The sequence below is a fragment of the Duganella sp. Root1480D1 genome, from assembly GCF_001427305.1.
Classification (GTDB): domain Bacteria; phylum Pseudomonadota; class Gammaproteobacteria; order Burkholderiales; family Burkholderiaceae_D; genus Rugamonas.
In genome coordinates this window covers 217,243-242,216 of record NZ_LMFZ01000001.1, presented here as the reverse complement: position 1 = coordinate 242,216, position 24,974 = coordinate 217,243, and the positions used below count along the sequence as shown (strand labels likewise).

Sequence of the window (24,974 nt, the reverse complement as noted above, 5' to 3'; positions counted from 1 at the left end):
CGGGTGGCGATGGATTAAGCTTTATTGAGCAAAGTATAACAAGGGATTGCATATGAAACGATGGAACGGTTGGGGTGAGGAGACAGTCGAGTACTCGCTGCATGATGACGCGCTGGCATTCCTGGCCAGCCGTATCGGCCCGGGCGCGCCGGTGCGGGATGCCAGCTTCGACGCGGCCTGCGCTTCGCTGGCGGAATCGCGCCTCCCGGCGCACCCCCTGGTGGACAGCGCGCCGGCGACGCGCCTGCGCAATGCGCTTGGCCAAAGCTTGCCGGACTGGCTCAAGCTGCGCTACGGCTGCATCGGCAGCGCGCCGGATGGCGTGGCCTACCCGGAAAGCTCGCAGCAGGTGCGCGACCTGATCGACTACGCGCAGCAGCATGGCGTATCGCTGATCCCCCAGGGCGGCGGCACCAGCGTGGCCGGCCACCTGACGGCACCGGCCGGCAGTAAGCCCGTGCTGGCGGTGAACATGACGCGCATGGGCCGCTTGCACCACCTGGACAAGCAGTCGCAGCTCGCCACTTTCGGCGCCGGCGTGCTGGGCCCGGACCTGGAGGCGCAATTGCGCGCCCACGGCTACATGCTGGGCCACTTCCCGCAATCGTTCGAGTATTCCACGCTGGGCGGCTGGGTCGTCACCCGTTCGTCCGGCCAGCAATCCTTGCGTTATGGCCGCATCGAGCAGATGTTTGCCGGCGGCGTGGTGGAAACGCCGAAAGGGCGGCTTGACATACAGACCTTCCCCGCTTCCGCAGCAGGCACCGACTTGCGCGAAATCGTGCTCGGCTCCGAAGGCCGCATGGGCATCCTGACCGAAGCGACGGTGCGCGTAAGCGCGGTGCCGGAGTACGAAGCCTTCCATGCCATCTTCTTCCCGGACTGGGAGCGCGCCGAAGCAGCGGTGCGCGCGCTGGCACAGGCGCGCGGGGGCTTGTCGATGCTGCGCCTGTCGAACCCATTGGAAACCGTGACCATGCTGGCGCTGGCCGGCCACAAGCGCCTGATCGGCTTGCTGGAAGGCTGGCTCAAGCTGCGCGGCTGCAGTGAGGGAAAATGCATGCTGATGATCGGCGCCAGCGGCCCGCGTGCGCAGGCGCGTGCCGCCTTGCGCAGCGCCATCGCAAGCTGCCGCGGTTTCAACGGCGTGCACGTTGGCCGCCGAATGGGCGACAAGTGGAAGGCCGGCCGCTTCCGCAACGTCTACTTGCGCAATGCAGCCTGGCAGCATGGTTATGTGATCGACACCGTGGAAACGGCGGTCGACTGGCCGCGCGTTTCGCTGATGATGCGAGCGGTTGAATCGGCAGCGACCGGCGCCCTGGGCGGCCTGGGAGAAAAAGTCCATACCTACACCCACCTGTCGCACCTGTATGCCCAGGGCGCCAGCGTCTACACCACCTTCGTCTACCGCCTGGGGGGCGACTTCGAAACGGACATGGCGCGCTGGCGTGCGCTCAAGCATGCGGTCAGCATGGCGATTGTCGACAACGGCGGCACCATCAGCCACCAGCACGGCGTCGGAAGCGACCATGCGCCTTACCTGGAGGCGGAAAAAGGCGCGGCGGGCATCGCAGCCATGCAAGCGCTGTTCTCGCACTTTGACCCGCAGGGCATCATGAATCCGGGCAAGCTGCTGCCGGCAGGGCAGGCAGCATGAAGCCGGCTGCGGGCCAGGCTGGCGCTGGCGGCGCGCCGCACTGGATGCCGGGCGGCCGCGGGCAGGTTGCCAGCTTGCTGGCGCAGGAGTGGGACTTGCTCGTCATCGGCGGCGGCATCACGGGTGCCGGCATCCTGCTCGAAGCGTCGCGGCGCGGCTTGCGGGCCTTGCTGGTCGAGCAGCGCGACTTCGCCTGGGGCACGTCGAGCCGTTCGTCCAAGCTGGTTCACGGCGGCCTGCGCTACCTGAAGGAGGGCCAGTTTGCGCTGACCCGCGAATCCGTCCATGAGCGCGATGCGCTGCTGCGCGATGCCCCGGGCCTGGTCGAACCGCTTGGCTTTGCCTTTGGCGACTACGCCGGCCGCAAGCCGGGGCGCCGCGCCTTCCTGCTTGGACTGGCGATTTACGACCGCATGGCCGGCCAGCGTGCGCGCCACTACTTTGGTGCTCAGGAATTCCTGTCGATGGCGCCGCACATCCGCACCGAAGGCCTGCAAGGCGGCATCTGCTACCAGGATGCCAGGACCGATGACGCGCGCCTGGTGATGCGCGTGCTGCAGGAGGCGCAATCGCACGGCGGCGTTGCCATCAACTATTGCGCCGTGCAGTCCTTGCTGCGCGATGGTGCTGTCGCCCCAGGCGCGGCCGCCGCCGCACAGTCTTCGGCCGGCCCGGCGGTCGTCATCGGCGCTGCAATTGCCGCGGTCAGCGCCCATACTCCCGCAGCGGCCGGCGAGGGTGGGCGCGTGCGCGGTGCCCTGGTGCGCTGTGCAGTAAGTGGCGAAACGCACGCTGTGCGTGCAAAGCTGGTGGTGAACGCCACCGGCGCCTGGGCCGACCGCCTGCACGACAAGCCCGCAGCGCGGCTGCGGCCACTTCGCGGCAGCCACCTGGTGCTTCCTGCCTGGCGCCTTCCGCTGGCGCAGGCCATCAGCCTGATGCACCCGCAGGACGGCCGCCCTGTTTTCGCCTTTCCGTGGGAGGGCGTCACCATCGTCGGCACCACGGACGTCGATCATCGCACCGACCTGCAACACGAAGCGGCCATCACGCAGGAAGAAACCGACTACCTGATGGCGGCCCTGCATGACCAGTTCCCTACGCTGGTGATTACCGAAGCGGACGTACTGGCCACCTATGCCGGCGTGCGCCCCGTGATCGACACCGGCAAGGCCGACCCGTCCAAAGAAGCCCGCGACCACGTCCTGTGGCAGCAGGACGGCCTGCTGACGGTCACCGGCGGCAAGCTCACCACCTTCCGTGCCATCGCGCTTGACGTGCTGCGCCACGCCGCACCGCAGCTGCCGCACTGGCAGGCGGACTTTGCGGCGCACGCCATATTCACGCAGCCGGCCAGCGCCGCGCCGGCAGCCCGCACCGCCAAGGTGCGGCCCGTGCCGCCCGGCCAATCCAGGCGGTTGCAGGGCCGCTACGGCGTGCAAGCCGAGGCCCTGGTTGCCTCTGCGCAGGAAGGGGAACTCGAAGAAATTCCCGGCACCGAAACACTCTGGGCGCAACTGCGCTGGGCCGCCCGTCACGAATCGGTCCAGCACCTGGAAGACCTGATGCTGCGCCGCAGTCGCCTGGGCATACAGCTTGCCAACGGCGGGTCAGCGGTGCTGGAGCGCGTGCGTGCCATCTGCCAGCCGGAATTGGGCTGGGATGAACAACGCTGGGCTGCCGAGGAAGCGGCATATCTGGCATTATGCCGATCAAACTACAGCCTGCCGAAAGCACGCGAATGAGCCAATACCTTCTTTCCATCGACAATGGCACGCAAAGCGTGCGCGCGCTGCTGTTCGACCTGCAGGGCAACCTGGTCGCCAAGACGCAGGTGCACCTGCAGCCGCCGTACTATTCCGAACAACCCGGCTGGGCCGAGCACAAGGCAGAAGGCTATTGGGATGCCGTATGCGCCGCCTGCCAGCGCCTGTGGACCGTCACCGACATTCCGCGCAGCGCCATCGCCGGCGTTGCCGTCACCACCCAGCGCGGCACGGTGGTCGCCGTCGACAGCGACGGCAAGCCGCTGCGCGCCGCAATCACCTGGCTGGACCAGCGCCGCACCGAGCAAGTGCCCCCAATCGGCCCTTTGTGGACGGCCGCCTTCAAGCTGGCAGGCGTGGACGGCACCATCGACTACTTCCGCCGCGAAGCGGAAGTCAACTGGATCAAGGCCCACCAGCCCGGCCTGTGGGACCGCACCCACAAATTCCTGCTGCTATCCGGCTACCTGAACCACTGCCTGAGCGGCCGCTTTGCCGACTCGATCGGCTCGCAGGTCGCCTACATGCCGTTCGACTACAAGCGCCACGCCTGGGCCGGCGCGCGCGACTGGAAATGGCAGGCGCTGGCCGTGCGACCGGATCAATTGCCGGAGCTGCTGCAGCCGGGCGAAGTGATTGGCGCGATCAACGCCTCGGCGGCCGCCGCCACCGGCATTCCGCAAGGCGTGCCGCTGGTGGCTGCTGCCGCTGACAAAGCCTGCGAAGTGATCGGCGCAGGCGGCCTCGAGCCGCATATCGGCTGCCTCAGTTACGGCACCACCGCCACCATCAACACCACTACCAGCAAGTACGTCGAAGTCACGCCCTTCATACCGCCATACCCGGCGGCCATTCCCGGCGCCTACAGCACCGAAGTACAGATCTTCCGCGGCTACTGGATGGTCAACTGGTTCAAGGAGCAGTTCGGCCACCTCGAACAATCGGCCGCGATAGAGCAGGGCATGCCGCCGGAGGCGCTGTTCGACCGCCTGGTGAACGAAGTGCCTCCCGGCTCGATGGGCTTGATGCTGCAGCCGTACTGGAGTCCCGGCATCAAAGTGCCGGGGCCGGAAGCGAAAGGCGCCATGATCGGCTTCGGCGACGTGCATACGCGTGCCCACATGTACCGCGCGATCCTCGAAGGGCTGGCTTATGCCTTGCGTGAAGGGCGCGAGCGCATTGAAAAGCGCAGCGGCACCCAGATAACGGAACTGCGGGTAGCGGGCGGCGGCTCGCAAAGCGACGCGGCCATGCAGCTCACGGCCGATATTTTTGGCCTGCCCGCAGCGCGCGCCCACGTGTACGAAACCAGCGGCCTGGGCGCAGCCATCGCGATTGCGGCGGGCCTTGGTCTGCATCAGGATTTCCAGGCCGCGATCACCGCCATGACGCGCAAAGGCCGCGTCTTCCAGCCGGACCCGGCGCACCGCAAGACCTACGACCAGCTCTACCACCGCGTCTACCTGAAGATGTACAAACGCCTGCAACCGATGTACGCCGAAATCGCCGCCATCACCGGCTACCCCGAAAAGCTATAAAGAAAAAAGTCGGGGTCAGCTCCGGCAATCGGACATAAGTTTCGCACGCGAAACTTATGTCCGATTGCCGGAGCTGACCCCGACTTTCAAATTAGCGTTTGGCGAGGGCGGCGCGGGCGGCTTCGATGGCGGTGGTGGGGGGGCGGGTGGCGCGCACCTGGTTGCGGCCGTCCTCTTTGGCTGCGTACATGGCGCGGTCGGCGGCCACGAACAGCGATTCGATGTTGTCCGTCGGCGTCGGGCATAGCGTCGCTACGCCGATACTGACCGTGATGTGCGGCGAAGTGACCGAGCGTGGATGCGGAATGTGCAGCGATTCCACATGGGTGCGGATCGACTCGGCCATCTGGAAGGCTGCGTCGGCATCGGTCTCTGCAAACAGCAGCACGAATTCTTCACCGCCATAACGCGCTGCCAGGTCGGTGACGCGCAAGGCGTGCGCGCTGATCGCCTGCGCCACCTGCTGCAGGCAGACGTCGCCCTGCGCATGGCCCAGCGTGTCGTTGTACAGCTTGAAGTGGTCGACGTCCAGCACCACCAGCGATAGCGGTGCGCCGGTGCGCATCGCGCGTTGCCATTCCTTTTCGAGGAAGGAGTCGAAGTGGCGGCGGTTTGCGATCTTCGTCAGCGGGTCGATCATGGCCGCGCGCTGCAGAGCATCCTCCGATAGCTTGTGGTGGGTGATGTCGTGCAGCAGGCCGATGAACAAGGGCTGGCGCAGGAACATCGGCGTCAGCGTCAGGTCCATGCACACCGACTTGCCGGTGCGATGGCGGATGATCACTTCGCGCGTGCCGTGGCTGTGCGCCGCTTCCGGATTGGCGGCATAGCGCGCAAAATATTCCAGGTATTCGTCGGCCACCAGTGGATTGAGCAGATCGGAAATCGATTTGCCCGCCAGCTCATGCGACATATACCCCAGGTACTGGTCGCAGGCCGGGTTGGTGAACTGGATGCGGCCATCGGCTTCGATAATCAGCAAGCCTTCCGCCATATTGTTGACGATGGTGCGCAGGCGTTCCGATTGCTCCTGCTGCGTCTCGGTGGCGAAACGGATCTGCAACTGGGTGCGCACGCGCGCGCACACTTCGGCCATGCGCAGCGGCTTGCCGATGTAGTCGACCGCGCCCAGCTCGAAGCCGGTCACCACGTCTTCCTGCTCGTTGCGCGCGCTCATGAACAGCACCGGGATGTCTTCCGTGGCCGGGTGCGATTTCAGGTGGCGGCAGGTCTCGAAGCCGTCCATGCCAGGCATGATGACATCAAGCAGGATCAGGTGCGGGTGGACGCGGCGTGCGATTTCCAGCGCACGCTCGCCGGAGTTGGCGACGTATGTTTGGTAACCCTGCTCGACCATCAACTTGCGCAAAACGGAGAGGTTGTCCGGCGCATCATCAACAATCAAAATCACGGCGTCACGCCGTGGCGAAAAGCTGGTACCGCCTTGATTCATGCTGACTAGGGGTGAGTAGGATATGGGCCTGATGATACCGTGTTGCCAATTGGAATTGTGGAAATTCAAGGAAGGTTTTGCCTAAAAAAGACGTTGGATTGGTGATCGTTGGTGAAAGTTTCCAGTGAGCTAAGGAAAGTTGTGACATTCCGTGTATATCTGAACACTTTCACTGATTATTTGGCAACGGTAATCTTAACGAATTTTGCATGATTTTTATCTGTCCGGAAGGCAATAGAATGACGGTTCTTTCAACTCATTGAGATAGCCATGAAAAAACGTCCGCTCCTGTTGCTTCCCGTCCTGTTTGCCGCTGCCACCCTGTCCGGCTGCAAGGTGATCGACACCGGCGAGGTGGGCTTGCGCGTCAACTTCGACAAGACGGTGGAAGCCGAAGAACGCGTGGCGGGCAGTTTCAACCAGACCATCGTCGGTTCCATCCTGACGTTCCCGATCAAGGACGTCAGCGTCGACGTGCGCGACCTGATGCCGCTGGCGGCGGATAATTCGACCATGAAGGACTTCGACCTGGCGGTGATCTACAACATCACGCCTTCGGCGGTGTCGGACCTGTGGGTCAATAAAAGCCGTTCCTTCCACACGCAGGATGCCAGCGGCGACATTTACCTGATGCACGCCTACATCTACCAGACCGCGCGCAACGCGGTGTACAAGGTGGCGCGCAAATACGAGGCGCTTAACATGAACGACAACCGCTCGCAGATCGAAGAAGAGATCCAGGCCACCATGATCGCGACGCTGAACGACGAAAAGCTGAGCGGCATCACGATCTCGCAAGTGCGCGTGGGCGGCATGGTCCCGAGCGATGCGGTCAAGGCCAGCGCCGACAACCTGGTACGCGCCAAGAACGAGGAGAAGACCAAGGAGGTCGAGGTGCAGATCGCGAAGAAGGAGGCCGAGCGTATCGCTGCCCTGAACGCCAATGCCGGCGCCATCTCCTACATGCAGGCGCAGGCCCAGATGAAGATCGCGGAAGGCATTGCGGCGGGCAAGGTGCAGACTGTGGTGATTCCGTATGACTTCAAGGGCATGGTCAACATCACAAGCAAATAAATAGGCGCGGCTGTTACCCCGTGTCGTAATCGGCCAGTCGATTAGCGACATCGGGAGGGCGGCATGCGACACTTCTTGCGCGCGTTGGCGCTTGTGCTGGCAGGACCTTGCCTGCCGGCGCATGCGAAAAAAGCTGCGCCGCCCATCGAAGATTGGGCCGGCACCAGGCCGCGCGGGCCGGCCAACCTCATGCTGGGCAAGAAGCTGTTCAGCGCTGACGATTCGCGGCGCTGGGCCGGCCTGCTGAAGGAGATGCGCGCCGATGGCACCCTGCAGCGCCTGATCGCCCAGTATGTCGGGCAGGACGAGGCGAGCAGGATGCTGTCGCCGGCGCCTTAGGGCTTATTGCCTTAGCGTCGGCGCGGCATAAGCGGTGGTCCTTGCCAGTTCTTCCCGCGTGAAGCTGGCGCGCGCGTCGTCGCAGCCGATATTGGCTGCGCACGCTGCCTGCAGGGCCTCCAGGCGCTGGCGCCAGTTCGCTTCGGCCGCCTCCATGCGGGCCAGTGCTTCCACTTGTTCGGCCGGCAGTTTCTCGCTGCGCAGGCGATACACTTCCTGTTCACCCTTGCCATGGCGGCGCGCCTCGCGCACGGCTGTTTCTACGCTTGCGACGGCGGACGCGGTGCTGGAAGTCGGCGGCGCGCTGCGCAGCAGGGCGGGGGGCAGAGCGGGCGGTGCTGGCGCTGCCGCGCGGGCGGCGATGCGGGTCGCCTGCGCGGCGGCGGCCAGCATCGCCGGCTGCGGTGCGAGCGAGGCGGCAGGCGCCGGCAAGCTGGCCCGCCACAGCGCCGCTGCCACGGCGACGGCCGCGATGGCTATCGTGGCGCGCACGTTCACAGTCCGCCGATGATGCTGAGGAGGTTGTCGTAGATCGGGTACACTGCCCACGTCGGCGAATCCCATCCGATCACGTCGAAGTGGTCGTACTGGTCGTAGTAGCCGATATAGTTCCAGCTCCCTTTGACCGGGGTGCCGTCGAAGTTGCGCTGCGGCTGGCCGGAGGGCCCGCGCATCGAAACGGTATTGACCACGCCATCGTTCGGATACCACTCAGGCGCGCGATAAGAGCCCATGCCATGCTGCAGGATCGAAGGCACCACCCATTCGCCGGCAGTGTTCTTCAGGAAGAAGATCATGTCGTTGCGGGCGTACTGGTAATCGCTGCTCTGGAACGGCGCGATCACGCGGTCGGTGTTATTACAGCACCAATGGCCTTGCTCCGTTGCGCGCGAACCGATGGAGAAGTAGTAGACATTGGGTGAAGTCTTCACCCAGCCATTCAGCTGCGCTGCGCCGTCCGGAGCCAGGTCCCAGTGCGCGGCATCATGGTTGGAGAGCTGCCAGAACGGCGCGCCGCGCGTGCGGTCGATAAAGTCTCCGATCGATTCGGCCGGCCCCTGCGCCAGCCCGTATTGCTCGAGCCGGAACTTGTAGCCGCTGCCGCCCGAGCCGCCCAGGCCCGCCACCTCGACGATGCTGCCCGCCAGTTCCGATACTTTCGGCACGAATTCAACCACCACGTCGCGCAGCGTGGTGCCGTTGTGCGGCGAGGAGATCGACGTCGCGCTCTTGACCCAGCCCACTTTGCCGCCTGCATACAGGCCGCCGCTGCCTTCCGTGCCGGCGCCGTTCGGTGCGCCGTTTTCCAGCAACTGGATCAGGGTGCGGATGGTCTGGCCGCCCTGGCTGTGCGATACGAAATGCACAGGGTGCTGGGCATCCCATTGCGGGTACAGCGCAACGGGATAGTTGTTAGGGTTGTTGGCCTGATCGGCTGCCCAGCATTTGCCGGCTGGCTTCTGGATATGGCCGGCGGCGGCATTGTCTGCAGTGTGGCGCGCGCCATAGTCGGCGCAACCGCCCTTGATCTGGTAATACAGTTCGACTGCGCGGTCCCAGTTGGAACTGACCGGCCCAACGCCGGCAGTGAACACGGGACGCTGCGTATTGCGCATATGCGCTGCAATATCGTTGAATCCGCCCCAGTATTTGAAGCCGGTGGCAGCAAACGTCTCGGGGCCGAAGCCAAGGAAGCCGTGCACCAGCACGACCGGGGCGTTATTGGCGGCGGTGGCGGAGGATGCGGCCAGGCAGGCAGCAAGGGTGAGGCTCGAAAGCACTTTCATGCGGTTGTCTCCCGTGGTTTTGTGTGATCCATTTCACCACGGGGAGAATGCGCACGGTTGCGGCACAACCGTGCCTGCGGAGCCAATCGCAATGCACGGCGAGCCAGCAGGCCCGCTTAATCGAGTTTGGAGAGGATCGCCATCAGCTTGTCGTACATCTTCAGCGAGGCTGAAGGCTTGGCATCCCAGCCGATCACGTCGAAGTGATCCATGCCGTGCATGGTTTCGATGTGGTTCCAGGCGCCCTTGACCGGTTGCCCGCCAAGGGGCTGGACCTTGCTGCCTTCAGGGCCGGCCATGCTGACGGTGTTGACTACGCCGTCGTTGGCGAACCAGCGCTGGTCGGTGGGGACGCGCCCGGCGGCAGTCTGCTTGAACGAGCCCATGCCTGGATGTCCGAAGGAAGGTATCACCCATTCTCCCGCCATGCCCTGCAGGAAGAAGATCATGTCGGGGCGCGGGTACTGGAACTCCTTGCCAAACAGGTTTAATGCTTCGGTAGCCTGGGCGCTGAAGGAGAAGTAATAGACATCCGCCGAAGTCTTCACCCAGCTATTCAGTTCGGCAGCGCCATCCGGTGACAGGTCCCATTGCGCCGAATCGTGATTATCCAGGCTCCAGAACGGGTGGCCACGGGTGCGCTCGAAAAAGTCGTCGATCGATTCCGCCGCGCTGGCCTTCATGTTGAACTGCTCCAGGCGGTACTTGAAGCCGGAACCGCCTGAACCGCCAGCGCCGCTTGCTTGCACGGCCAGTCCGGCCAGCGTCGACGCATCGGGCAGCCAGTCGACCACGATATCGCGCAGCGTAGTGCCATTATGCGGCGTTGCGATGGAGGTGGCGCTGATCACCCAGCCGCGCGCGCCGCCATTGCCCACGGTACCCTGTTCCTTAAGCTGGATCAGGGTACGCATGGTTTGCCCGCCCTGGCTATGCCCGACCAGGTGGATCGGGTGCGCGGCATCCCACTGCGGGTACAGTGCGAGCGGAAATTTGTCGGGATTATTGGAAGGATCGGCCGCCCAGCATTTGCCGGCCGGCTTCTGGATATGGCCTGCGGCCGCGTGCTGCGCCGTGTGGCCAGCGCCATAGTCGGCGCAGCCGCCCTTGATCTGATAATACAGTTCGATGGCGCGGTCCCAGTTCGAACTGACCGGCCCTACGCCGGCAGTGAACACTTCGCGGCCGCTGCCGGCCCTGATGTGCTGCGCAATATCGTTAAAACCGCCCCAATAGCGGAACGTACCGCCAAGCGTGGTGTGGTCGAAACCGAAGAAGCCGTGCACCAGCACGACAGGCGGCCTGGCGTCGGCGGCGTGGGCACCGCCGACGGCCAGCCATGCTGCGAGGATGAACCCCGTTATGAACTTCATCCTGTGTAGCTGGGGATTACATGCGTGCTTTGATCAGCTTGCCCAGCACTTCGATGCCGGCGTGGATGCGCTCTGGCGGCACGGTCACGAAGGACAGGCGCAGGGTGTTGGTGGCTGGCTCGTTGGCGTAGAACGGCGCGCCCGGCACGAAAGCGATCTTGTTCTTGATGGCTTCGTCCAGCAGTTCCATCGCGTTGATGTGCTTTGGCAGTTCGACCCAGATGAACATGCCGCCGTCCGGCTTGGTCCAGGTGGCTTCTTTCGGGAAGTGCTGGTCCATGGCGTCCAGCATGGCTTTGCACTGGTTGCCGTACAGTTCGCGGATGGTCGGGATGTGCTTGTCCAGGAAGCCGTCTTTCACCACCTCGTGCACCACCATCTGGGTCAGTTGCGCGGTGTGCAGGTCGGCAGCTTGCTTGGCCAGTTCCAGGCGGCGCACCATTGGCAGCGGCGCCACCACGTAGCCCAGGCGGATGCCAGGGGTCAGCACCTTGGAGAAGGAACCCATGTAGATCACGCCTTCCGGATTCATGGCGATCATTTTCGGGCTTGGCTGGCCGGTGTAGGACAGAGCACCGTATGGATCGTCTTCGATCAGCGGCAGGTTCAGGCGGGCGCAGGTTTCCACCAGTTGCTGGCGGCGCTCCACCGACAGCGAACGGCCGGTCGGGTTCTGGAAGTTCGGCAGTGCGTACAGCAGGCGCGCGCCTTCGGCGATGGAGTCCAGCGACGATGGAATCAGGCCGTGTTCGTCGGACGGGACGGAATGGAATTCAGGGCGGTACACCGAGAACGCCTGCAGCGCGCCCAGGTAGGACGGGGTCTCCACCAGCACTTTACTGCCTTCGTCGATCAGCACCTTGCCGATCAGGTCGAGCGCCTGCTGCGAACCGGACACCATCAGCACCTGTTCCGGCGAGATCTTGGCGCCGTTCTGTGACAGCGAATCGGCGATCCACTGGCGCAGCGGCATGTAGCCGTCGGTCGGACCGTATTGCAGGGCCACTTTGCCGTTGGTCGACAGTACTTTGTCGTAGGCTGCCTTCATGATGTCCACCGGGAAGGTGGCTGGCGATGGCAGGCCGCCGGCGAAGGAAGTGATCTCCGGCTGCTGGGTGACCTTCAGGATCTCACGGATGAAGGACGCCTGCATGCCCTTGGCACGCTCGGAGAAGTTCCAATGCAATGGGTTCTGGTTCTCGATTTTCATATTCAATCTCTAGCGGGGGTTAAGCGATTTCGGCGATCAGTTCGATTTCTACGCAGGAGCCAAGCGGGATCTGCGCCACGCCAAAAGCGGAGCGGGCGTGCTTGCCGGCGTCGCCGAACACTTCGCCCAGCAGTTCGGAGCAGCCGTTGGTGACCAGGTGCTGTTCGGTGTAGTCGGGGGTGGAATTCACCAGGCTCATGACCTTGACGATGCGCTTGACGCGGGTCAGGTCGCCGCCGCAGGCTTCCTGCAGGGTGCCCATCAGGGCGATGGCGATCGAGCGTGCTGCCTGCTTGCCTTCTTCGGTCGAGATATTCTTGCCCAGTTGGCCAACCCAAGGGGTGCCGTCGGCTTTCTTGGCGATGTGGCCAGACAGGAACACCTGGTTACCGCTTTGTACGTGCATGACGTAGGCCGCCACCGGGGCGGCTGGCGCGGCCAGGGTGATATCGAGCGACTTCAGTTTTTCGTAGACAGACATGTGATTTCCAAGAAAAAAGGTTCCGTGAAGTCGCTATTGTACTCTGCACGTTGCCGAATTCGTCACGGTCAACGGGCCACTTTCATGCGTTTTCCTGCGCCGACAACAGCAATTACGGCAAAAGTGAACAGAATATGCTCAATATGCAAAGTTTCGTTCAGGATCACGGCGGCGGCCGCCAAAGATAATCCTGGCTGGGCCAACTGCACCTGGCCGACCCTTGCCACGCCGCCCAGCGCCATGCCGCGGTACCAGAAAAAGAAACCGATGAACATGGAGAACACGGAAACGTAGCCGAAGCCCAGCCAGGCGCTGGCTGGTGCGGCGGCAATGCTTTGCCAGTCGCGCCACAGCAGCCAGGCGGTGGCCGGCGCGGCCAGCGGCAGCGACAGCACGAGTGCCCAGCCGATCACCTGTTCGCCGCCCAAGGTTTGCGACAGGCGGCCGCCTTCCGCATAGCCCATGGCGGCCAGCGTCACAGCGGCGAACACTGCCAGGTCGGCCGCATGCAGCCCGCCACCGGACTGGCGCAGCGCGAAGCCGACCACCAGGGCGCTGCCTGCCGCTGCCATGCACCAGAAGCCGGCGGAGGGGCGTTCGTGGCCGCGCAAGGCCGCAAACAGGGCGGTTGCCAGCGGCAGGATGCCGACCAGCACTGCGCCGTGCGAGGCGGGCAGGGTGCGCATGGCGATGGAGGTCAGCAGCGGGAAGCCCAGCACGCAGCCGACGGTGACAGCCAGCAGGGTTGGCAGTTGCGCGCGCGCCGGCAGCGGGGCACGCTTCCAGCGCAGCCAGCACAGGGCCAGTACAGCCGCTGCCGCGGCGCGGCCCATTGCCACGAAAACGGGATCGAGGCCGGCCACCGCCAGGCGGGTGAAGGGGAGCGTCAGGCTGAAGATGGCGACGCCGATGAAGCCGAGCAGCATGCCCCGGGTTTCGGCAACCTGCGGCGCATGCAAGGCAGGTGTCTGACCCTGCCGGTCAGGCACCGGTTTACCGGTTCGGTGCCACCCCGGCCCATCATGTGAATAGGGCGTCATGGCAGCACCTCTGACAACACGCGCATGATCTTCTCCGCATCCACGTTGGCACCGGTTAGCGGCAAGCCCACCTTGCAGCCCGCCACGCGCGGATCGTGCTTGAGGCGCAAAGCCGCCGCCAGCGCCGCCGCGCCCGCGCCCTCGGCCAGGTTGTGCGTCGCCCGGTAGTACAGGCGGATGGCGCGCGCCACCTCTTCATCGCTGACGGTAATCACTTCATCGGCATAGCGGCTCACGACCTCCAGCGACCCCGCATGCGGGCGGCGGCATGCCATGCCATCGGCCAGCTCGGTAGTCGACGGTGCCTCGCGCAGTTCGCCGCTGCGGATGGATTCCAGATAGGCCGGGGCATGGCTCGATACCACGCCGATTACACGGGTGCGCAGGCCGAGCGCTTCGCGCGCGGCGATCGCCGCGCAAAAGCCGGAACCCTGGCCGATCGGCACGAACACGGTATCCAGGCCTGGCTGGGCATGGAACAGTTCCATCCAGTAGCTCGCCACGCCCGCCACGCCATCCGGGTGGCAGGACGGCACCATATGCAACCGTTCACGCCGCGACAGGGTTTGCGCGTAATCGTGGCTGGCCTGGAAGTCGTCGCCATACTCGATCAATTCCCCGCCAAGCGCGCGCACCGCGGCATTCTTTTCAACGCTATTCCCATGCGGCACCACGATCACCGCGCGCACCCCGTGGCGGCGTGCAGCAAACGCCACCGCCTGGCCGTGGTTGCCGCGCGTGGCCGCGATCACGCCTGGCACGCCCGGTTCGCGCTGCAGCAACTGGTGCATGTAAGCCAGCCCGCCGCGCACCTTGAAGGCGCCGATCGGCGTATGGTTTTCATGCTTGATCCAGGCCTCGGTGCCCAGCGCCTCGTTCAGCAGCGGCCAGGAAAGCTGCGGCGTGGCCGGCATGGCGCCATAGACGATGGTGGCAGCGGCGTCGAGTTCAGCACGGGTTGGCAGCAGGTTCATGGCGTGGCTCCTTTAATCACTGGAAGTTTGAAGGGGATGGGTGTATCGTAGAATAAGTAACCAGTACAGTACCAATACACTTGTACGAATAATTCCACGCACTGTGATGGTGATATGACCAATACAATCTTGCTAAGCCGTGAAGGCGGGGAGTCGCTCGGCGACCAGATCGTGCGCAGCGTGGCTGCCCGCATCGACGACCGCGTGCTGCGTGCCGGCGCCCGCATGCCCTCGATCCGCCAGTTCGCCACCTCGCATGGCGTGTCGCCGTTCACCGTGGTTGGCGCCTACGACAAGCTGGTGGCGCGCGGCTACCTCGAATCGCGGCGCGGCGCCGGCTTCTTCATCCGCGACCGCGCGCCGCTGCAAGCGCCGCAGCCGGCCGCGCGCGAACCGGGCCTGGCGCAGCCTGAAGGGTCGCAGGGTTTGGATGTGGTTTGGCTGGTGCGCAATATGTTCCGCACGGTGCCGCACCAGCACATGCCCGGCACCGGCGTGCTGCCGGCCGACTGGCTCGATGGCGTGGCGATCGGCAACGCGCTGCGCGCCATCAGCCGCCAGCACAGCAGCATCCTGCTGAATTACGGCGTGCCGCAGGGCTACCTGCCGCTGCGCCAGTACTTGCAGCACAAGCTGGCCGAACTCGAAATCGGGGCCGCGCCGGAGCAGATCGTCACCACCGCAGGAGTGACGCAGGCGCTGGACATGGTGGCGCGCGAATTCACCCGCCCCGGCGATACGGTGTTCGTCGACGATCCGGCCTGGTTCCTGATGTTCGGTTCATTTGCCGCGCTGGGCGCGCGCGTAGTCGGCATCCCGCGCCTGGCTGACGGACCCGATATCGCGCAACTGGCGGAACTGGCCGCTATCCATAAGCCCAAGCTGTACGTGATCAACTCAGTGCTGCACAACCCAAGTTCGACTTCGCTGTCGGCAGCCAAGGCCTTCCAGATCCTGCGCATCGCGGAAGAACACGGCATCACCATCGTGGAAGACGATATCTACTGCGACCTGCACCCCGGCAGCAGCGTGCAGCCGGCCACCCGCATGGCGGCGCTGGACCAATTGAAGCGCGTGATTTACCTGGGCGGCTTCTCCAAGACCATGGCCGCCAACCTGCGCGTGGGCTTTATCGCCACATCGGAAGACATGGCGCAGCGCCTGGCCGACCGCAAGATGCTGCAAACCCTGACCACCAGCGACATCGGCGAGCGGGTGGTGCACAAGGTGCTGTCGGAAGGCAGCTACCGCAAGCACACGGAGCGCATCCGCACGCGGCTCGATGGCCTGCGCGCACGCACCGTGCGCCAGCTCGAAAAAACGGGAATGCGCATCGCCAGCGCGCCGCCGGCGGGCATGTTCGTGTGGGTGGATGCGGGACGCGATACGAATGTGCTGACCGAGAAGGCCATGGGGCAGGGCTTGCTGCTGGCGCCGGGCAGCCTGTTCTCGCCAAGCCAGCTTCCGTCGCAGTTCATGCGGCTGAATATCGCTGCGCTGCAGGCGCCGGAGATCTGGCGCTTCCTGCAGCGCGAGCTGGGAGCTTAGTCCTTCTGTTCCACGGCAACCATCGACAGCGCTGCCGCTTCGGTGGCCGCGGTCAGGCTCACCCGTGCATCCTTGCCCAGTACCAGCCGCACGTCGCTTGATGCCAATTGCTGGCTGGAGAGCTGCGCTTTGCCCTGCAGGGCTTTTTGCAGGTTGCTGGCCTGCTGCTCGAAGCCGGGGCTGTACTGGATGATGGTCACCACCTGCCGGTAAGGCTTGGCGTTGCTCAGGCGTTCGACCGGAATCCCCATCTGGCCGAGCACACTGCGGAAGCGTCGCGCCATGCCGGTGACGCCATTGCCGTTGGAGACTTCCAGGCGGGCCATGCGCACCTTGCTTTCTTTTGCAAGCGCCTGCGCAGCGGGCTTCGGCTCGGCTGCCCCGGTGTTTGGTGCCGCGAGGGCAACCGGCGCGGCTGCCGGCTCGGCGGCAACACGGGCTTTCAGCTCGTAGACATTGCCGGCGACTTTGATCAGTTCCATATGGCTGGCAACGTCGCGGTCAGCCTGCGAGGGCATGGCGGTCAGTTGCTGGGGTTCCTTGCGTGGCGCGCTGGCGGCCGGTGCGCTTTCGGTATCAGACAGCAGGGCCATGTTTGGCGTGCTGGCCTCAGGTGCTGTGGCCACAACTGCTACTGGCACGACTGGCGCAGCTTTGGAAGGAACAAGGATGGACGTTGTTGCGGCAGGTACTGCCACAACGGATGGTGCGACGACCGATGGCGCCACAACTGATGGCGCAACAGCGGCCGGGGCGGGCACGGAAGGTGCCGCTGCGGGTGCCGGCGCTGGAGCGGGTGCTGGTGCCGCGGCAAGCTGCGGCGCATCGGCGGCAGGCGTTTTTCCCATGGCCGCTTCGGCCAGTTGCAGGTTCTGGAAAGCCCGCGGCCCGGCGCCCAGCGCCATGGCGCGGCGCAAAGTCTGCGCGGCGCCGGCATGGTCACCCATCAGGTACTGCACATAGCCTAGATTGGTATGCGGCTGCGCTTCGGCCGGGTAGTCTTTGACCAGCGCCAGCAACGCCTTGCGGGCCAGTTCCAGGTCGCCGCGCTGCGCTTCGATCACGGCCACCGCATTGCGCGCCTCGAGCTGGTTGGCATCGAGTGCCAGCGATTGCGCATAGGCGCCAAGCGCCAGGGCCAGTTGGCCGCGTTCGTGGTGGAAGCGCGCCAGCCGGTTCCAGCTTGCAGCCTGGTTGCCCGGCATGTCGCCGCGCACCACCGGTTGCAAGGCCAGTGGATGCGATGCAGGAGGAGTACCGCATGCCGTGAGAAGACCGCAACCCATTGCGGCCAAGGCGATTGGCTTGAGCTTGATCATGGCGATTCCTTTCTAGCCGGCGTCGGCGCCGCCCATGGTTGGCAGCAGAACGCGGTAAATCGAGATAAATGCAGGCCCCATCAACACCACCAGCAGCGATGGGAAGATGAAGAAAATCAACGGGAACAGCAGTTTCAGGGAAATCTTTGCAGCAGCTTCTTCGGCGCGCTGGCGGCGCCGCGTGCGTAGTTGTTCGGACTGCACGCGCAGCGAGTCGGCGATGCTGGTACCGAAGCGTTCTGCCTGGATCAGCATGGCCACCAGCGCATCCACGTCTTCCACCCCGGTGCGCAGCGCGAGGTTGCGCAGGGCGCGCTCCTTGGCCAGGCCGGCGCGCAGTTCCAGTGTTACCAGGTTCAGTTCATCGGCCAGGATCGGGCTCTTGATGCCGATTTCGTCGGCCACGCGCAGCAGGGCCGCATCCATCGCCAGGCCGGCCTCGACGCACACCGTCATCAGGTCCAGCGCATCGGGGAAGGATTCGAAGACCTCGAGCTGGCGGCGGTTGACGGCCCAGCGCAACAGGAAGTTCGGCAGGTAGTAGCCCAGTGCTGCCGCCAGCAGCAGCCAGAACATCAGGCCATTGCCGGACAGGCGCGAGCCCGATACCACCAGCGTGGCATACAGTGCCAGCGGCAGCAGGATGGCCAGCGAGGTCTTGGCGGCAAAATACAGGGGGCCCATCGAGGCGTGGCGCAGGCCGGCATTCATGAAACGGGTGCGCAGCGCCGATTTTTCCCACTCCTCGGTCTCGCCGCCGGACAGCTTGGCGACCGGTGCCAGCCAGGCCGCGATGCGCGACAGCAGGGTGGGGCTGATGCGTTCGCGGCGGCGCGCGCTGGAAGGCTGCTCGGTCACCTGCTGCAAGCGGCCCTGCACCGGGTTGCCGCTAAAGCGCAGCATGACCACGTAGGCGGTGCCGAACACCAGCAGGAAAACCAGGGCCAGGAAGGCCATTTGAAGGATGCTCATGTCATTCTCCCGCTAGACGCGAATCCGGATAATCTTGCGCATGGCCAGCACGCCAAGGAACATCATGGTGAGCGCACCGGCGACCATCTTGCGGCCGGCCGGGTCGGTGTACAGCACGGCCAGGAAGGTCGGGTTGGTAATCTGGATCATCAGCGCGGCGGCAAACGGCAGCAGGCCGAGCACCCAGGCCGACATGCGGCCCTCGGCCGACAGCACGCGGATCTGGCCCAGCAGCTTGATGCGTTCGCGCACGATCTTGCTGATGTTGTCCAGCAGTTCGGCCAGGTTGCCGCCGGTCTCGCGCTGGATCATCACCGCGATCACGAAGTAGCGCAGGTCGGTGCTGGGCACGCGGGTGGCCAGGTTCATCAGCGCATCGTTCATCGAGATGCCGAAATTGACTTCGTCGAAAGTGGCCTTGAACTCGTCGGCGATCGGCGCGTTCATTTCGTCGCCCACCATCTTCATCGCGGTCGGGAAGGCGTGGCCGGCGCGCAGGGCGCGGCCGATCAGGTCCAGTGCATCGGGCAACTGGTGGTCGACCTTGGCCAGCCGCTTGCCCTTGGCGCTCAGCACCAGCAGCAGCGGGACGAACACCGAGAGCGCCATCAGCGGCAGCACGACGAACAGCGGCAGGCGCAGGAACACCGCCAGGCCTCCAATTACCACGGGGCAGATCAGCGACAACACGATCATGTCCGACACGGTCCACGTGAGTCCGGATTGTTCCAGCAGGCGGTCAAGCTGGCTGACGCGCGGCATTTGCAGCAGCAGGCGCTGGAAGGCCGGGGTTTCGCTGAGCAGACGCTTCTTGATCATCGAAGCGCTTTCGCCGCCGGCATGGCCGCCGGCCGACATCATGCGCAGGCGGCGCGCCACCCGTTCCGCCTCCGGCCCCTTGGCCGAATTCCAGGTCAGGTACATGCCTTCGATCAGCAGCACCACGGCCACGAAGACCAGGATGCCGGTTGCGTAATAGAGGTAGTCCATGGCTTACATCCTCTTTTGCACGGTTGGGTCGAACATGTCGTCGGCCAGGGTGACGCCGAAAGTGCGCAGGCGCTCGCCGAAGCGCGGCCGCACGCCGGTGGCGCTGAAGAAACCCTGTACCGAACCGTCGGTGCCGACCCCGGTCTGCTTGAAGCAGAAGATTTCCTGCATGGTGATCATTTCGCCTTCCATGCCGGTGATCTCCTGGATCGACATCAGCTTGCGCTTGCCGTCGGTCAGGCGCGCCACCTGCACCACCACGCCGATGGCGGAGGAGATCTGCTGGCGCATGGCTTTCACGGGCAAGCCGGCGGCGCCCATGCTGATCATGTTTTCCAGCCGGGTCAGGGCGTCGCGCGGGGTGTTGGCGTGGATGGTGGCCATCGAGCCCTCGTGGCCGGTGTTCATGGCCTGCAGCATGTCCAGCGCTTCGGCGCCGCGCACCTCGCCCAGGATGATGCGGTCGGGGCGCATCCGCAGTGCGTTGCGCACCAGGGCGCGCTGCGTCACCTCGCCCTTGTTTTCGATATTCGGCGGGCGGGTTTCCAGGCGCACGATATGCGGCTGCTGCAGTTGCAGTTCGGCCGCATCTTCGATGGTGACGATGCGCTCGCTGTGGCTGATGTAGCCGGAAATTGCGTTCAGCATGGTGGTCTTGCCGGAACCGGTACCGCCCGAGATCAGGATGTTCACCTTGCTCTTGCCCAGCGCCTGCAGGATGGTGGCCATGGCCTCGGTCATCGAATTGAAGCTGATCAGCTCCGCCAGGCCCAGCGGGTCGGCCGAGAAGCGCCGGATCGACAGCACAGGGCCGTCGATCGCCAGTGGCGGGATGATGGCATTCACGCGCGAACCGTCCGGCAGGCGGGCATCGACCATCGGGCTCGACTCGTCGATGCGGCGCCCCACGCGCGACACGATCTTGTCGATGATCTTCATCAGGTGCGCATCGTCGTTGAAGGTGACCGAAGTCAGCTCCAGGCAGCCCTTGCGCTCCACGTACACCTGGCGTGCCCCGTTCACCAGGATGTCCGACACATTGGGATCGGCCAGCAGCGGTTCCAGCGGCCCGAAGCCCAGCACCTCGTACTGGATGTCGCGCGTCAGGTTGCGCCGCTCGCTGTCGTTGATCACCACCATGTTTTCTTCGAGCAGGCGCTCGACCAGGATCTTCAGCTCGTCGCGGATCTGGTCCTGGGTCAGGCGCTGCATGCTCTCCAGGTCGACCCGGTCGAGCAGCGTCTGGTGGATGCGGTGCTTGAGCTGCTGGTAGGCGCGGTTGTCGATCGCGTCCGAGGTGCGCAGGGCGGCGACGTTGCCGTTGGCAGGCGCTGCGGCGCCGAGGCGGTTGCGGAGGTTCTGGGCGGGGATCTGCATGATCGGCTCCATGGGCTGGGCTGGGGCGCGGGGCTATGCGCGCTGGAGGATTCGGGACAACCAGCCGCGCGACTCGTTACTGCTGTCGCCGGCCAGGGTACGCGCCAGGTCTTGCAAGGCCTTGGAAACCGGGCTGGCGCGCTGCAACTGCAGGATCGGCACGCCCTGGTTGACCGAGGCGGCGGCTGCTTCGTAGTGGTTCGGGATAGTGCGGAACATCTCCATGCCGTAGGCTTGCTCGCAGTCGCGCAGGCGGATGTCGCCGGTGTTCGAATGGCGATTGACGATCAGGTGGATTTTGTCCTTCCGATAGTCAAGCGAACGGAATACCTGCAGCAGCCGCTTGCCGTCGCGGATATACGGCAGCGTCGCTTGCAGGATCGGGAAAATCATGTCGGCCTGGTCGAGGGCGCGCACCGAGACGGCGTCCAGGCTGCGGCCGATATCGAGCAGCACGAAGTCGTAGTGCTGGCGCGCCAGGCGCAGCAGGGCATCGACATGTTCGGGGTGCACGTCGTTGGCCTGGGTCGGGTCTTCCGGCGCCGCCAGCACGTGGAAATTCGGCGTGACCTGCACCATGCTGGAAAACAGCAGCGAGGCATCCAGGCGGTGGATCTGCTGCGCCACGCTGGCCACGCTGGCGGCCGGGCGCTGGTCGGATACGAACAGGGAGGCATCGCCGAATTGCAGGTTGAGGTCGAACAGGGCCACTTTCTTGCCTTCGGCCGCGGCCAGCGCATAACCGAGGTTGGCGGCCAGGAAGGTGGCGCCGCTGCCGCCTTTGCAGGAAATAAATGCCAGCACCTTGCCCAGCGAGCGCGCGCTGAAATTGCGCTTTTCATCGAGGCGGCGCACCGCGGCCTGCAGCGCCGCGCCGTCGATCGGTGTCGGCAGCACCTCGCGCACGCCGGCGCGCATGGCTTGCATCAGGAAGTCGGGCGTCTGCTGGGTGCAGGCCACGATGATGGCCATGTCCGGATGCTGCACGCTGAGCGTTTCCAGGCGCTCGAAATCGTCGCCATTCAGCAGCGGCTGGGCAACCAGCAGCAGGTCGGGCGCCATGCCGTCGAAGCGCGGCAGCTTGTCCAGCAGGCCAGGCAGCACGTCGACCTGGTCGGCCTGACTGCGTTCGCGCAGGATGCGGGCGATTTCGAACAGTTGCTTGTCATTGCTGGAGATGGCGGTGATCTTCATGGCATCGCTCGGTTGGCTCAGTTGGTAAAGCCGAGGCTCTCGGCGTAGACGACCGTGGTGGCTTCGGGCATGGTGTTCAGCGGCTTCGAGGTCGTGACTGCGCCGGCCTTGAATATCAGCGGCCGGTATTCGACGTTCTTGACTGCGACTTCGACATACACAATGCACTCCGTGGTGCGGGTGGCGTCGTTGCAGGCGGCCAGGTTATCGCCGGCATCAAGCGGGACGGCGCTCACCGTGTCGATGCCGTTCGAGCGCAGGTAGCGGATGAAGATATTGGCGTCGGTGATCTCCGGCCCGCCCGGCAGGATGGTGGAACCAAACAGTGCCGCGCTCTTGATGGCGGTGGCGTCGGAGACCCAGCGCACGGTCGCTTCGCGCGCGCCGCGGCGGCTGATCTCCTGCATGGTGTTATAGACGAACATCATGCGACCGAATTCGAAGATGCCGTAGATGAACGCCAGCAGCAGGCTGCCGATGATGGCGAATTCCACGATCGCAGCGCCGGTCTGGCGTTTCAGGCTGGAATGACGGACCAGGGTTCGCATGATGGGCTCACAGCATGTAGCGCATGGTGGTGCGCGGGGTCAGGTTGATGTTGCGTACCGCGTTTCCGATCAGCGGAATGGTCTGGCCGATGTCGACCGCGTAGCCTGTGATTTCGACCCGTATGCCTCCTGGCGCGGTGCCGTCGGCACAGGCGCTGTCGTTATACGAGGCATCCAGGCAGGTAACCACCACATTGCTGCGGGCGAATCCCGGCACCTTGGCGGCATTGGCTGCTGCCACCACGATGTCCTTGGCATTGCTGACGGCGCTCGAATTGATGTTGGCCTTCTTGGCCACACTCATGTAGCGGGCACCATCGCGGGTGGCCTTGCTGAGGGCGTCGTAATAGGCGAAAGCGCGGCCGAATTCCCAGGTCCCGGCCAGCAGCAGGAACAGGATCGATGCCACCAGCCCGAATTCGACCAGGGCGGCGCCGGACTGCTTGGATAATTGGCGGTTGCGCATGGTATTCACTTGTACAGTTTGACTTCGGAGGAAGGAACCGGTTCTACCAGTCCGGTGAATTCAACATTCAGCTTCTTCGGCGAGCCGCCCAGGTCGGCCTTTTTCTGCATGAAGAACTTGCCGATGCCGACCACGTTCATGACGCCGCAGGAGGCGCTACCCACCGGCGGCGTGCGGCAGTCGATCAGCACGATGTTCAGGATGCGGCGGTTTTCCACGCCGGGGCGGCCGGCCGGCGCCAGGAAGGTCGGCCCGCTGGCCTGGTTGTAGGGGGCAGCATTGGACGAAGTGAAGCCGGCGCCCACGCTGGTGGGATAGGTGGCCGCATCGATATAGCTGGTGGCGGCGCCTTTGAGCCCGTACATCAGCTTGTCGGTGCCGATCATGGTGCCGATGGTGCCGTTGGCCTGGGCCGGCGTCACGGCGGTGCTGCCGTCAGCCTGGATGGCGGGGGTGTACGACCACATCACGCCATGCTCGTTGTAGGGGGTAGGCGTGGTCACGCGCGTCGAGATCGTGCTGGGCCAGACATTACCCGGGGTGGCACTGGCGCGGGCTTCGTAGGGCAGCGAATATTGCGGCAGTTTCGGGGTGCCGCTGGTGCTGATCGACTGCTGGCTGGGCAACGTGGTGCCGCCGGCATCTTGCCAAGCGGCCGGCGCTTCGGTGCTGCCCGGCAGGTATTCCTTGACGTTGATATCGGGCGGCGCGGTGGCCGGGTCGCACTTGGAGCCGCCGGAATAGTCGTTAAAGCGCGAATTGAAGGCTTTCTCCAGCGTGGCGGAGACGCCGGTGTTGGTATACACCTGGCCGATGCCCGTCGGCAGCACCGCGCTGTTGCCGACGCAAATGAAGGGCTCCACCACATTGGTCGAGGAGTTGGCCGGCACGCAGGCATTGGGCGGCGAGTTGACCGGGTTGATCTGGTAGGGGTCGGAGGTGGCGCCGCCCAGCGAACCGAGGTCGAATACGTTGTACGACATGCCGCGCCGGAAGCCGAATTCGACAATTTCGGTGAAGCTGCCGAAGTCGTAGCTGTCGGTGCGGCGCACCGGGTCGATGGCGCAGATGCCGACCGGCGTCACGGTATTGACGAAGCGGCCCGCCACCGCCCAGCCAAAAGTCGAAGTGCTGTTGTCGCCGGCAATGCGCATCAGCCAGGTGTTGATGCTCTGCGCGGTGCCGCCGGAGCCGCCGTCCCGGGTATCGACTTCGACAAAGGTGCGGCCGGTGGCATTGCCCAGGCTTTGCGCCAGGGTGTACCAGGGGCCGTCCGGCGCCGCGGCAAAGCGGAAGTTGGCGTCTTCCAGGGTCAGCGTGCTGCCGAAGTTGTAGCGGTTCTTGGCAGCCAGCGCCTTGCCCGACGCGATTGCCTTGTTCAGGCCCGCATCGGTATTGTCCAGGTCTTTGCCGGCAGCCAGGGCCGAGGCGTCGGCCAGGTTCTGCAGCTCGGTCTTGACGATGTAAAGGTGGCCAAGGTCCAGCACCAGGCCGCTGACCGGAATCAGGACGAGCATGAGCAGCAGGCCAGACATCACGGCAACGGCGCCGCTTTGCTGGTGGTGCTTGAGTGTGCGCTGGGCCATGGCAATCTCCTAGCGGCCGACGCCGATCAGGAAGCTGTTGGCGTTCTTTTCAGGCGCCTTGAAGGACTTCACGTACTGGTCGTAGGCGGCCTTCGATGCCGGGCCGTCCAGTCCCAGTGGCGGCGCCATATTGCGGTCGGCGCCGGGATTCATGATTTGCGCGTTGCGGATATCGGTGGCGGCCATGCCCAGGTTGCGGTCGACGTTGGGGGTGGGCGACATGCAGCCGGCCAGGACCAGGGGCAGCAGGGCGGCGCGCAGCAAAGAACGGTTCATGGT

General features: G+C 64.6%; 23 protein-coding genes. 6 read left to right on the top strand and 17 right to left on the bottom strand.

Annotated features, from left to right (window positions below; genetic code table 11):
- Positions 1-52: 52 nt before the first annotated feature.
- Genes ASD58_RS01235 through ASD58_RS01225 form a run of 3 tightly spaced genes read left to right on the top strand, consistent with a single transcriptional unit; the run spans position 53 to position 4,964 of the window.
- Positions 53-1,660: an FAD-binding oxidoreductase gene (locus ASD58_RS01235; protein WP_057259239.1), complete on the top strand. Its 1,608-nt coding sequence runs from the start codon at positions 53-55 to the stop codon at positions 1,658-1,660.
- Positions 1,657-3,405, top strand: coding sequence for a glycerol-3-phosphate dehydrogenase/oxidase (locus tag ASD58_RS01230; protein ID WP_373994431.1), 1,749 nt, complete (start codon positions 1,657-1,659; stop codon positions 3,403-3,405). The genes ASD58_RS01235 and ASD58_RS01230 overlap by 4 nt, the downstream gene beginning before the upstream one ends.
- Entirely contained in the window at positions 3,402-4,964 is a 1,563-nt protein-coding gene (locus tag ASD58_RS01225) for an FGGY-family carbohydrate kinase (protein ID WP_057259236.1), read from the top strand. The genes ASD58_RS01230 and ASD58_RS01225 overlap by 4 nt, the downstream gene beginning before the upstream one ends.
- 91 nt (positions 4,965-5,055) lie before the next feature.
- On the opposite strand, the gene ASD58_RS01220 is transcribed toward ASD58_RS01225, so the two are convergent.
- Complete coding sequence (locus ASD58_RS01220; RefSeq protein WP_057259231.1) at positions 5,056-6,417, bottom strand: diguanylate cyclase domain-containing protein; 1,362 nt, start codon at positions 6,415-6,417, stop codon at positions 5,056-5,058.
- A 270-nt stretch (positions 6,418-6,687) separates the two neighbouring features.
- Here ASD58_RS01220 and ASD58_RS01215 point away from each other — a divergent pair, with 270 nt between their 5' ends.
- Both ASD58_RS01215 and ASD58_RS01210 read left to right on the top strand, forming a co-directional pair.
- A complete protein-coding gene (locus ASD58_RS01215; protein ID WP_057259229.1) occupies positions 6,688-7,491 on the top strand; it encodes an SPFH domain-containing protein in 804 nt (267 codons plus the stop codon).
- 63 nt (positions 7,492-7,554) lie between these two features.
- Positions 7,555-7,830: a hypothetical protein gene (locus tag ASD58_RS01210; RefSeq protein WP_156401096.1), complete on the top strand. Its 276-nt coding sequence runs from the start codon at positions 7,555-7,557 to the stop codon at positions 7,828-7,830.
- A 3-nt stretch (positions 7,831-7,833) separates the two neighbouring features.
- Here the strand turns inward: ASD58_RS01210 and ASD58_RS01205 are convergent, their stop codons facing one another.
- The 7 genes from ASD58_RS01205 to ASD58_RS01175 form a co-directional block, all read right to left on the bottom strand.
- Positions 7,834-8,322, bottom strand: coding sequence for a hypothetical protein (locus tag ASD58_RS01205; protein ID WP_156401095.1), 489 nt, complete (start codon positions 8,320-8,322; stop codon positions 7,834-7,836).
- 2 nt (positions 8,323-8,324) lie between these two features.
- The gene (locus ASD58_RS01200; RefSeq protein WP_057259222.1) at positions 8,325-9,617 is read right to left on the bottom strand and encodes a triacylglycerol lipase; all 1,293 of its coding nucleotides are present in this window, start codon (positions 9,615-9,617) and stop codon (positions 8,325-8,327) included.
- Between the two features lie 116 nt (positions 9,618-9,733).
- Positions 9,734-10,990, bottom strand: coding sequence for a triacylglycerol lipase (locus ASD58_RS01195; RefSeq protein ID WP_057259221.1), 1,257 nt, complete (start codon positions 10,988-10,990; stop codon positions 9,734-9,736).
- Positions 10,991-11,006: 16 nt separating this feature from the next.
- Complete coding sequence (locus ASD58_RS01190; RefSeq protein WP_057259220.1) at positions 11,007-12,200, bottom strand: PLP-dependent aminotransferase family protein; 1,194 nt, start codon at positions 12,198-12,200, stop codon at positions 11,007-11,009.
- Positions 12,201-12,219: 19 nt separating this feature from the next.
- Positions 12,220-12,681, bottom strand: a complete 462-nt coding sequence (locus ASD58_RS01185; protein ID WP_057259219.1) for a RidA family protein — start codon at positions 12,679-12,681, stop codon at positions 12,220-12,222.
- Positions 12,682-12,749: 68 nt separating this feature from the next.
- A complete protein-coding gene (locus tag ASD58_RS01180; protein ID WP_082565192.1) occupies positions 12,750-13,607 on the bottom strand; it encodes a DMT family transporter in 858 nt (285 codons plus the stop codon).
- A gap of 110 nt (positions 13,608-13,717) precedes the next feature.
- The gene (locus ASD58_RS01175) at positions 13,718-14,695 is read right to left on the bottom strand and encodes a threonine dehydratase (protein ID WP_057259213.1); all 978 of its coding nucleotides are present in this window, start codon (positions 14,693-14,695) and stop codon (positions 13,718-13,720) included.
- 114 nt (positions 14,696-14,809) lie between these two features.
- Here ASD58_RS01175 and ASD58_RS01170 point away from each other — a divergent pair, with 114 nt between their 5' ends.
- On the top strand, positions 14,810-16,243 hold the full coding sequence (locus ASD58_RS01170) for a PLP-dependent aminotransferase family protein (RefSeq protein WP_057259210.1): 1,434 nt from the start codon (positions 14,810-14,812) through the stop codon (positions 16,241-16,243).
- On the opposite strand, the gene ASD58_RS30995 is transcribed toward ASD58_RS01170, so the two are convergent.
- Genes ASD58_RS30995 through ASD58_RS01125 form a run of 9 tightly spaced genes read right to left on the bottom strand, consistent with a single transcriptional unit; the run spans position 16,240 to position 24,971 of the window.
- The gene (locus ASD58_RS30995; RefSeq protein WP_057259208.1) at positions 16,240-17,562 is read right to left on the bottom strand and encodes a LytR C-terminal domain-containing protein; all 1,323 of its coding nucleotides are present in this window, start codon (positions 17,560-17,562) and stop codon (positions 16,240-16,242) included. The genes ASD58_RS01170 and ASD58_RS30995 overlap by 4 nt on opposite strands.
- A 12-nt stretch (positions 17,563-17,574) precedes the next feature.
- Positions 17,575-18,534, bottom strand: coding sequence for a type II secretion system F family protein (locus ASD58_RS01160; protein ID WP_057259205.1), 960 nt, complete (start codon positions 18,532-18,534; stop codon positions 17,575-17,577).
- A gap of 12 nt (positions 18,535-18,546) precedes the next feature.
- The gene (locus ASD58_RS01155) at positions 18,547-19,524 is read right to left on the bottom strand and encodes a type II secretion system F family protein (RefSeq protein WP_057259203.1); all 978 of its coding nucleotides are present in this window, start codon (positions 19,522-19,524) and stop codon (positions 18,547-18,549) included.
- A gap of 3 nt (positions 19,525-19,527) precedes the next feature.
- Positions 19,528-20,901: a CpaF family protein gene (locus ASD58_RS01150; RefSeq protein ID WP_082565154.1), complete on the bottom strand. Its 1,374-nt coding sequence runs from the start codon at positions 20,899-20,901 to the stop codon at positions 19,528-19,530.
- A 33-nt stretch (positions 20,902-20,934) separates the two neighbouring features.
- A complete protein-coding gene (locus ASD58_RS01145; RefSeq protein WP_057259196.1) occupies positions 20,935-22,095 on the bottom strand; it encodes an AAA family ATPase in 1,161 nt (386 codons plus the stop codon).
- Positions 22,096-22,112: 17 nt separating this feature from the next.
- Positions 22,113-22,643, bottom strand: coding sequence for a TadE/TadG family type IV pilus assembly protein (locus ASD58_RS01140; RefSeq protein WP_057259194.1), 531 nt, complete (start codon positions 22,641-22,643; stop codon positions 22,113-22,115).
- A 7-nt stretch (positions 22,644-22,650) separates the two neighbouring features.
- Positions 22,651-23,109, bottom strand: a complete 459-nt coding sequence (locus tag ASD58_RS01135) for a TadE/TadG family type IV pilus assembly protein (RefSeq protein WP_057259686.1) — start codon at positions 23,107-23,109, stop codon at positions 22,651-22,653.
- A 5-nt stretch (positions 23,110-23,114) separates the two neighbouring features.
- Positions 23,115-24,695, bottom strand: a complete 1,581-nt coding sequence (locus ASD58_RS01130; RefSeq protein ID WP_057259191.1) for a pilus assembly protein TadG-related protein — start codon at positions 24,693-24,695, stop codon at positions 23,115-23,117.
- A gap of 9 nt (positions 24,696-24,704) precedes the next feature.
- Positions 24,705-24,971, bottom strand: a complete 267-nt coding sequence (locus tag ASD58_RS01125) for a hypothetical protein (RefSeq protein WP_057259188.1) — start codon at positions 24,969-24,971, stop codon at positions 24,705-24,707.
- Positions 24,972-24,974 lie beyond the last annotated feature (3 nt).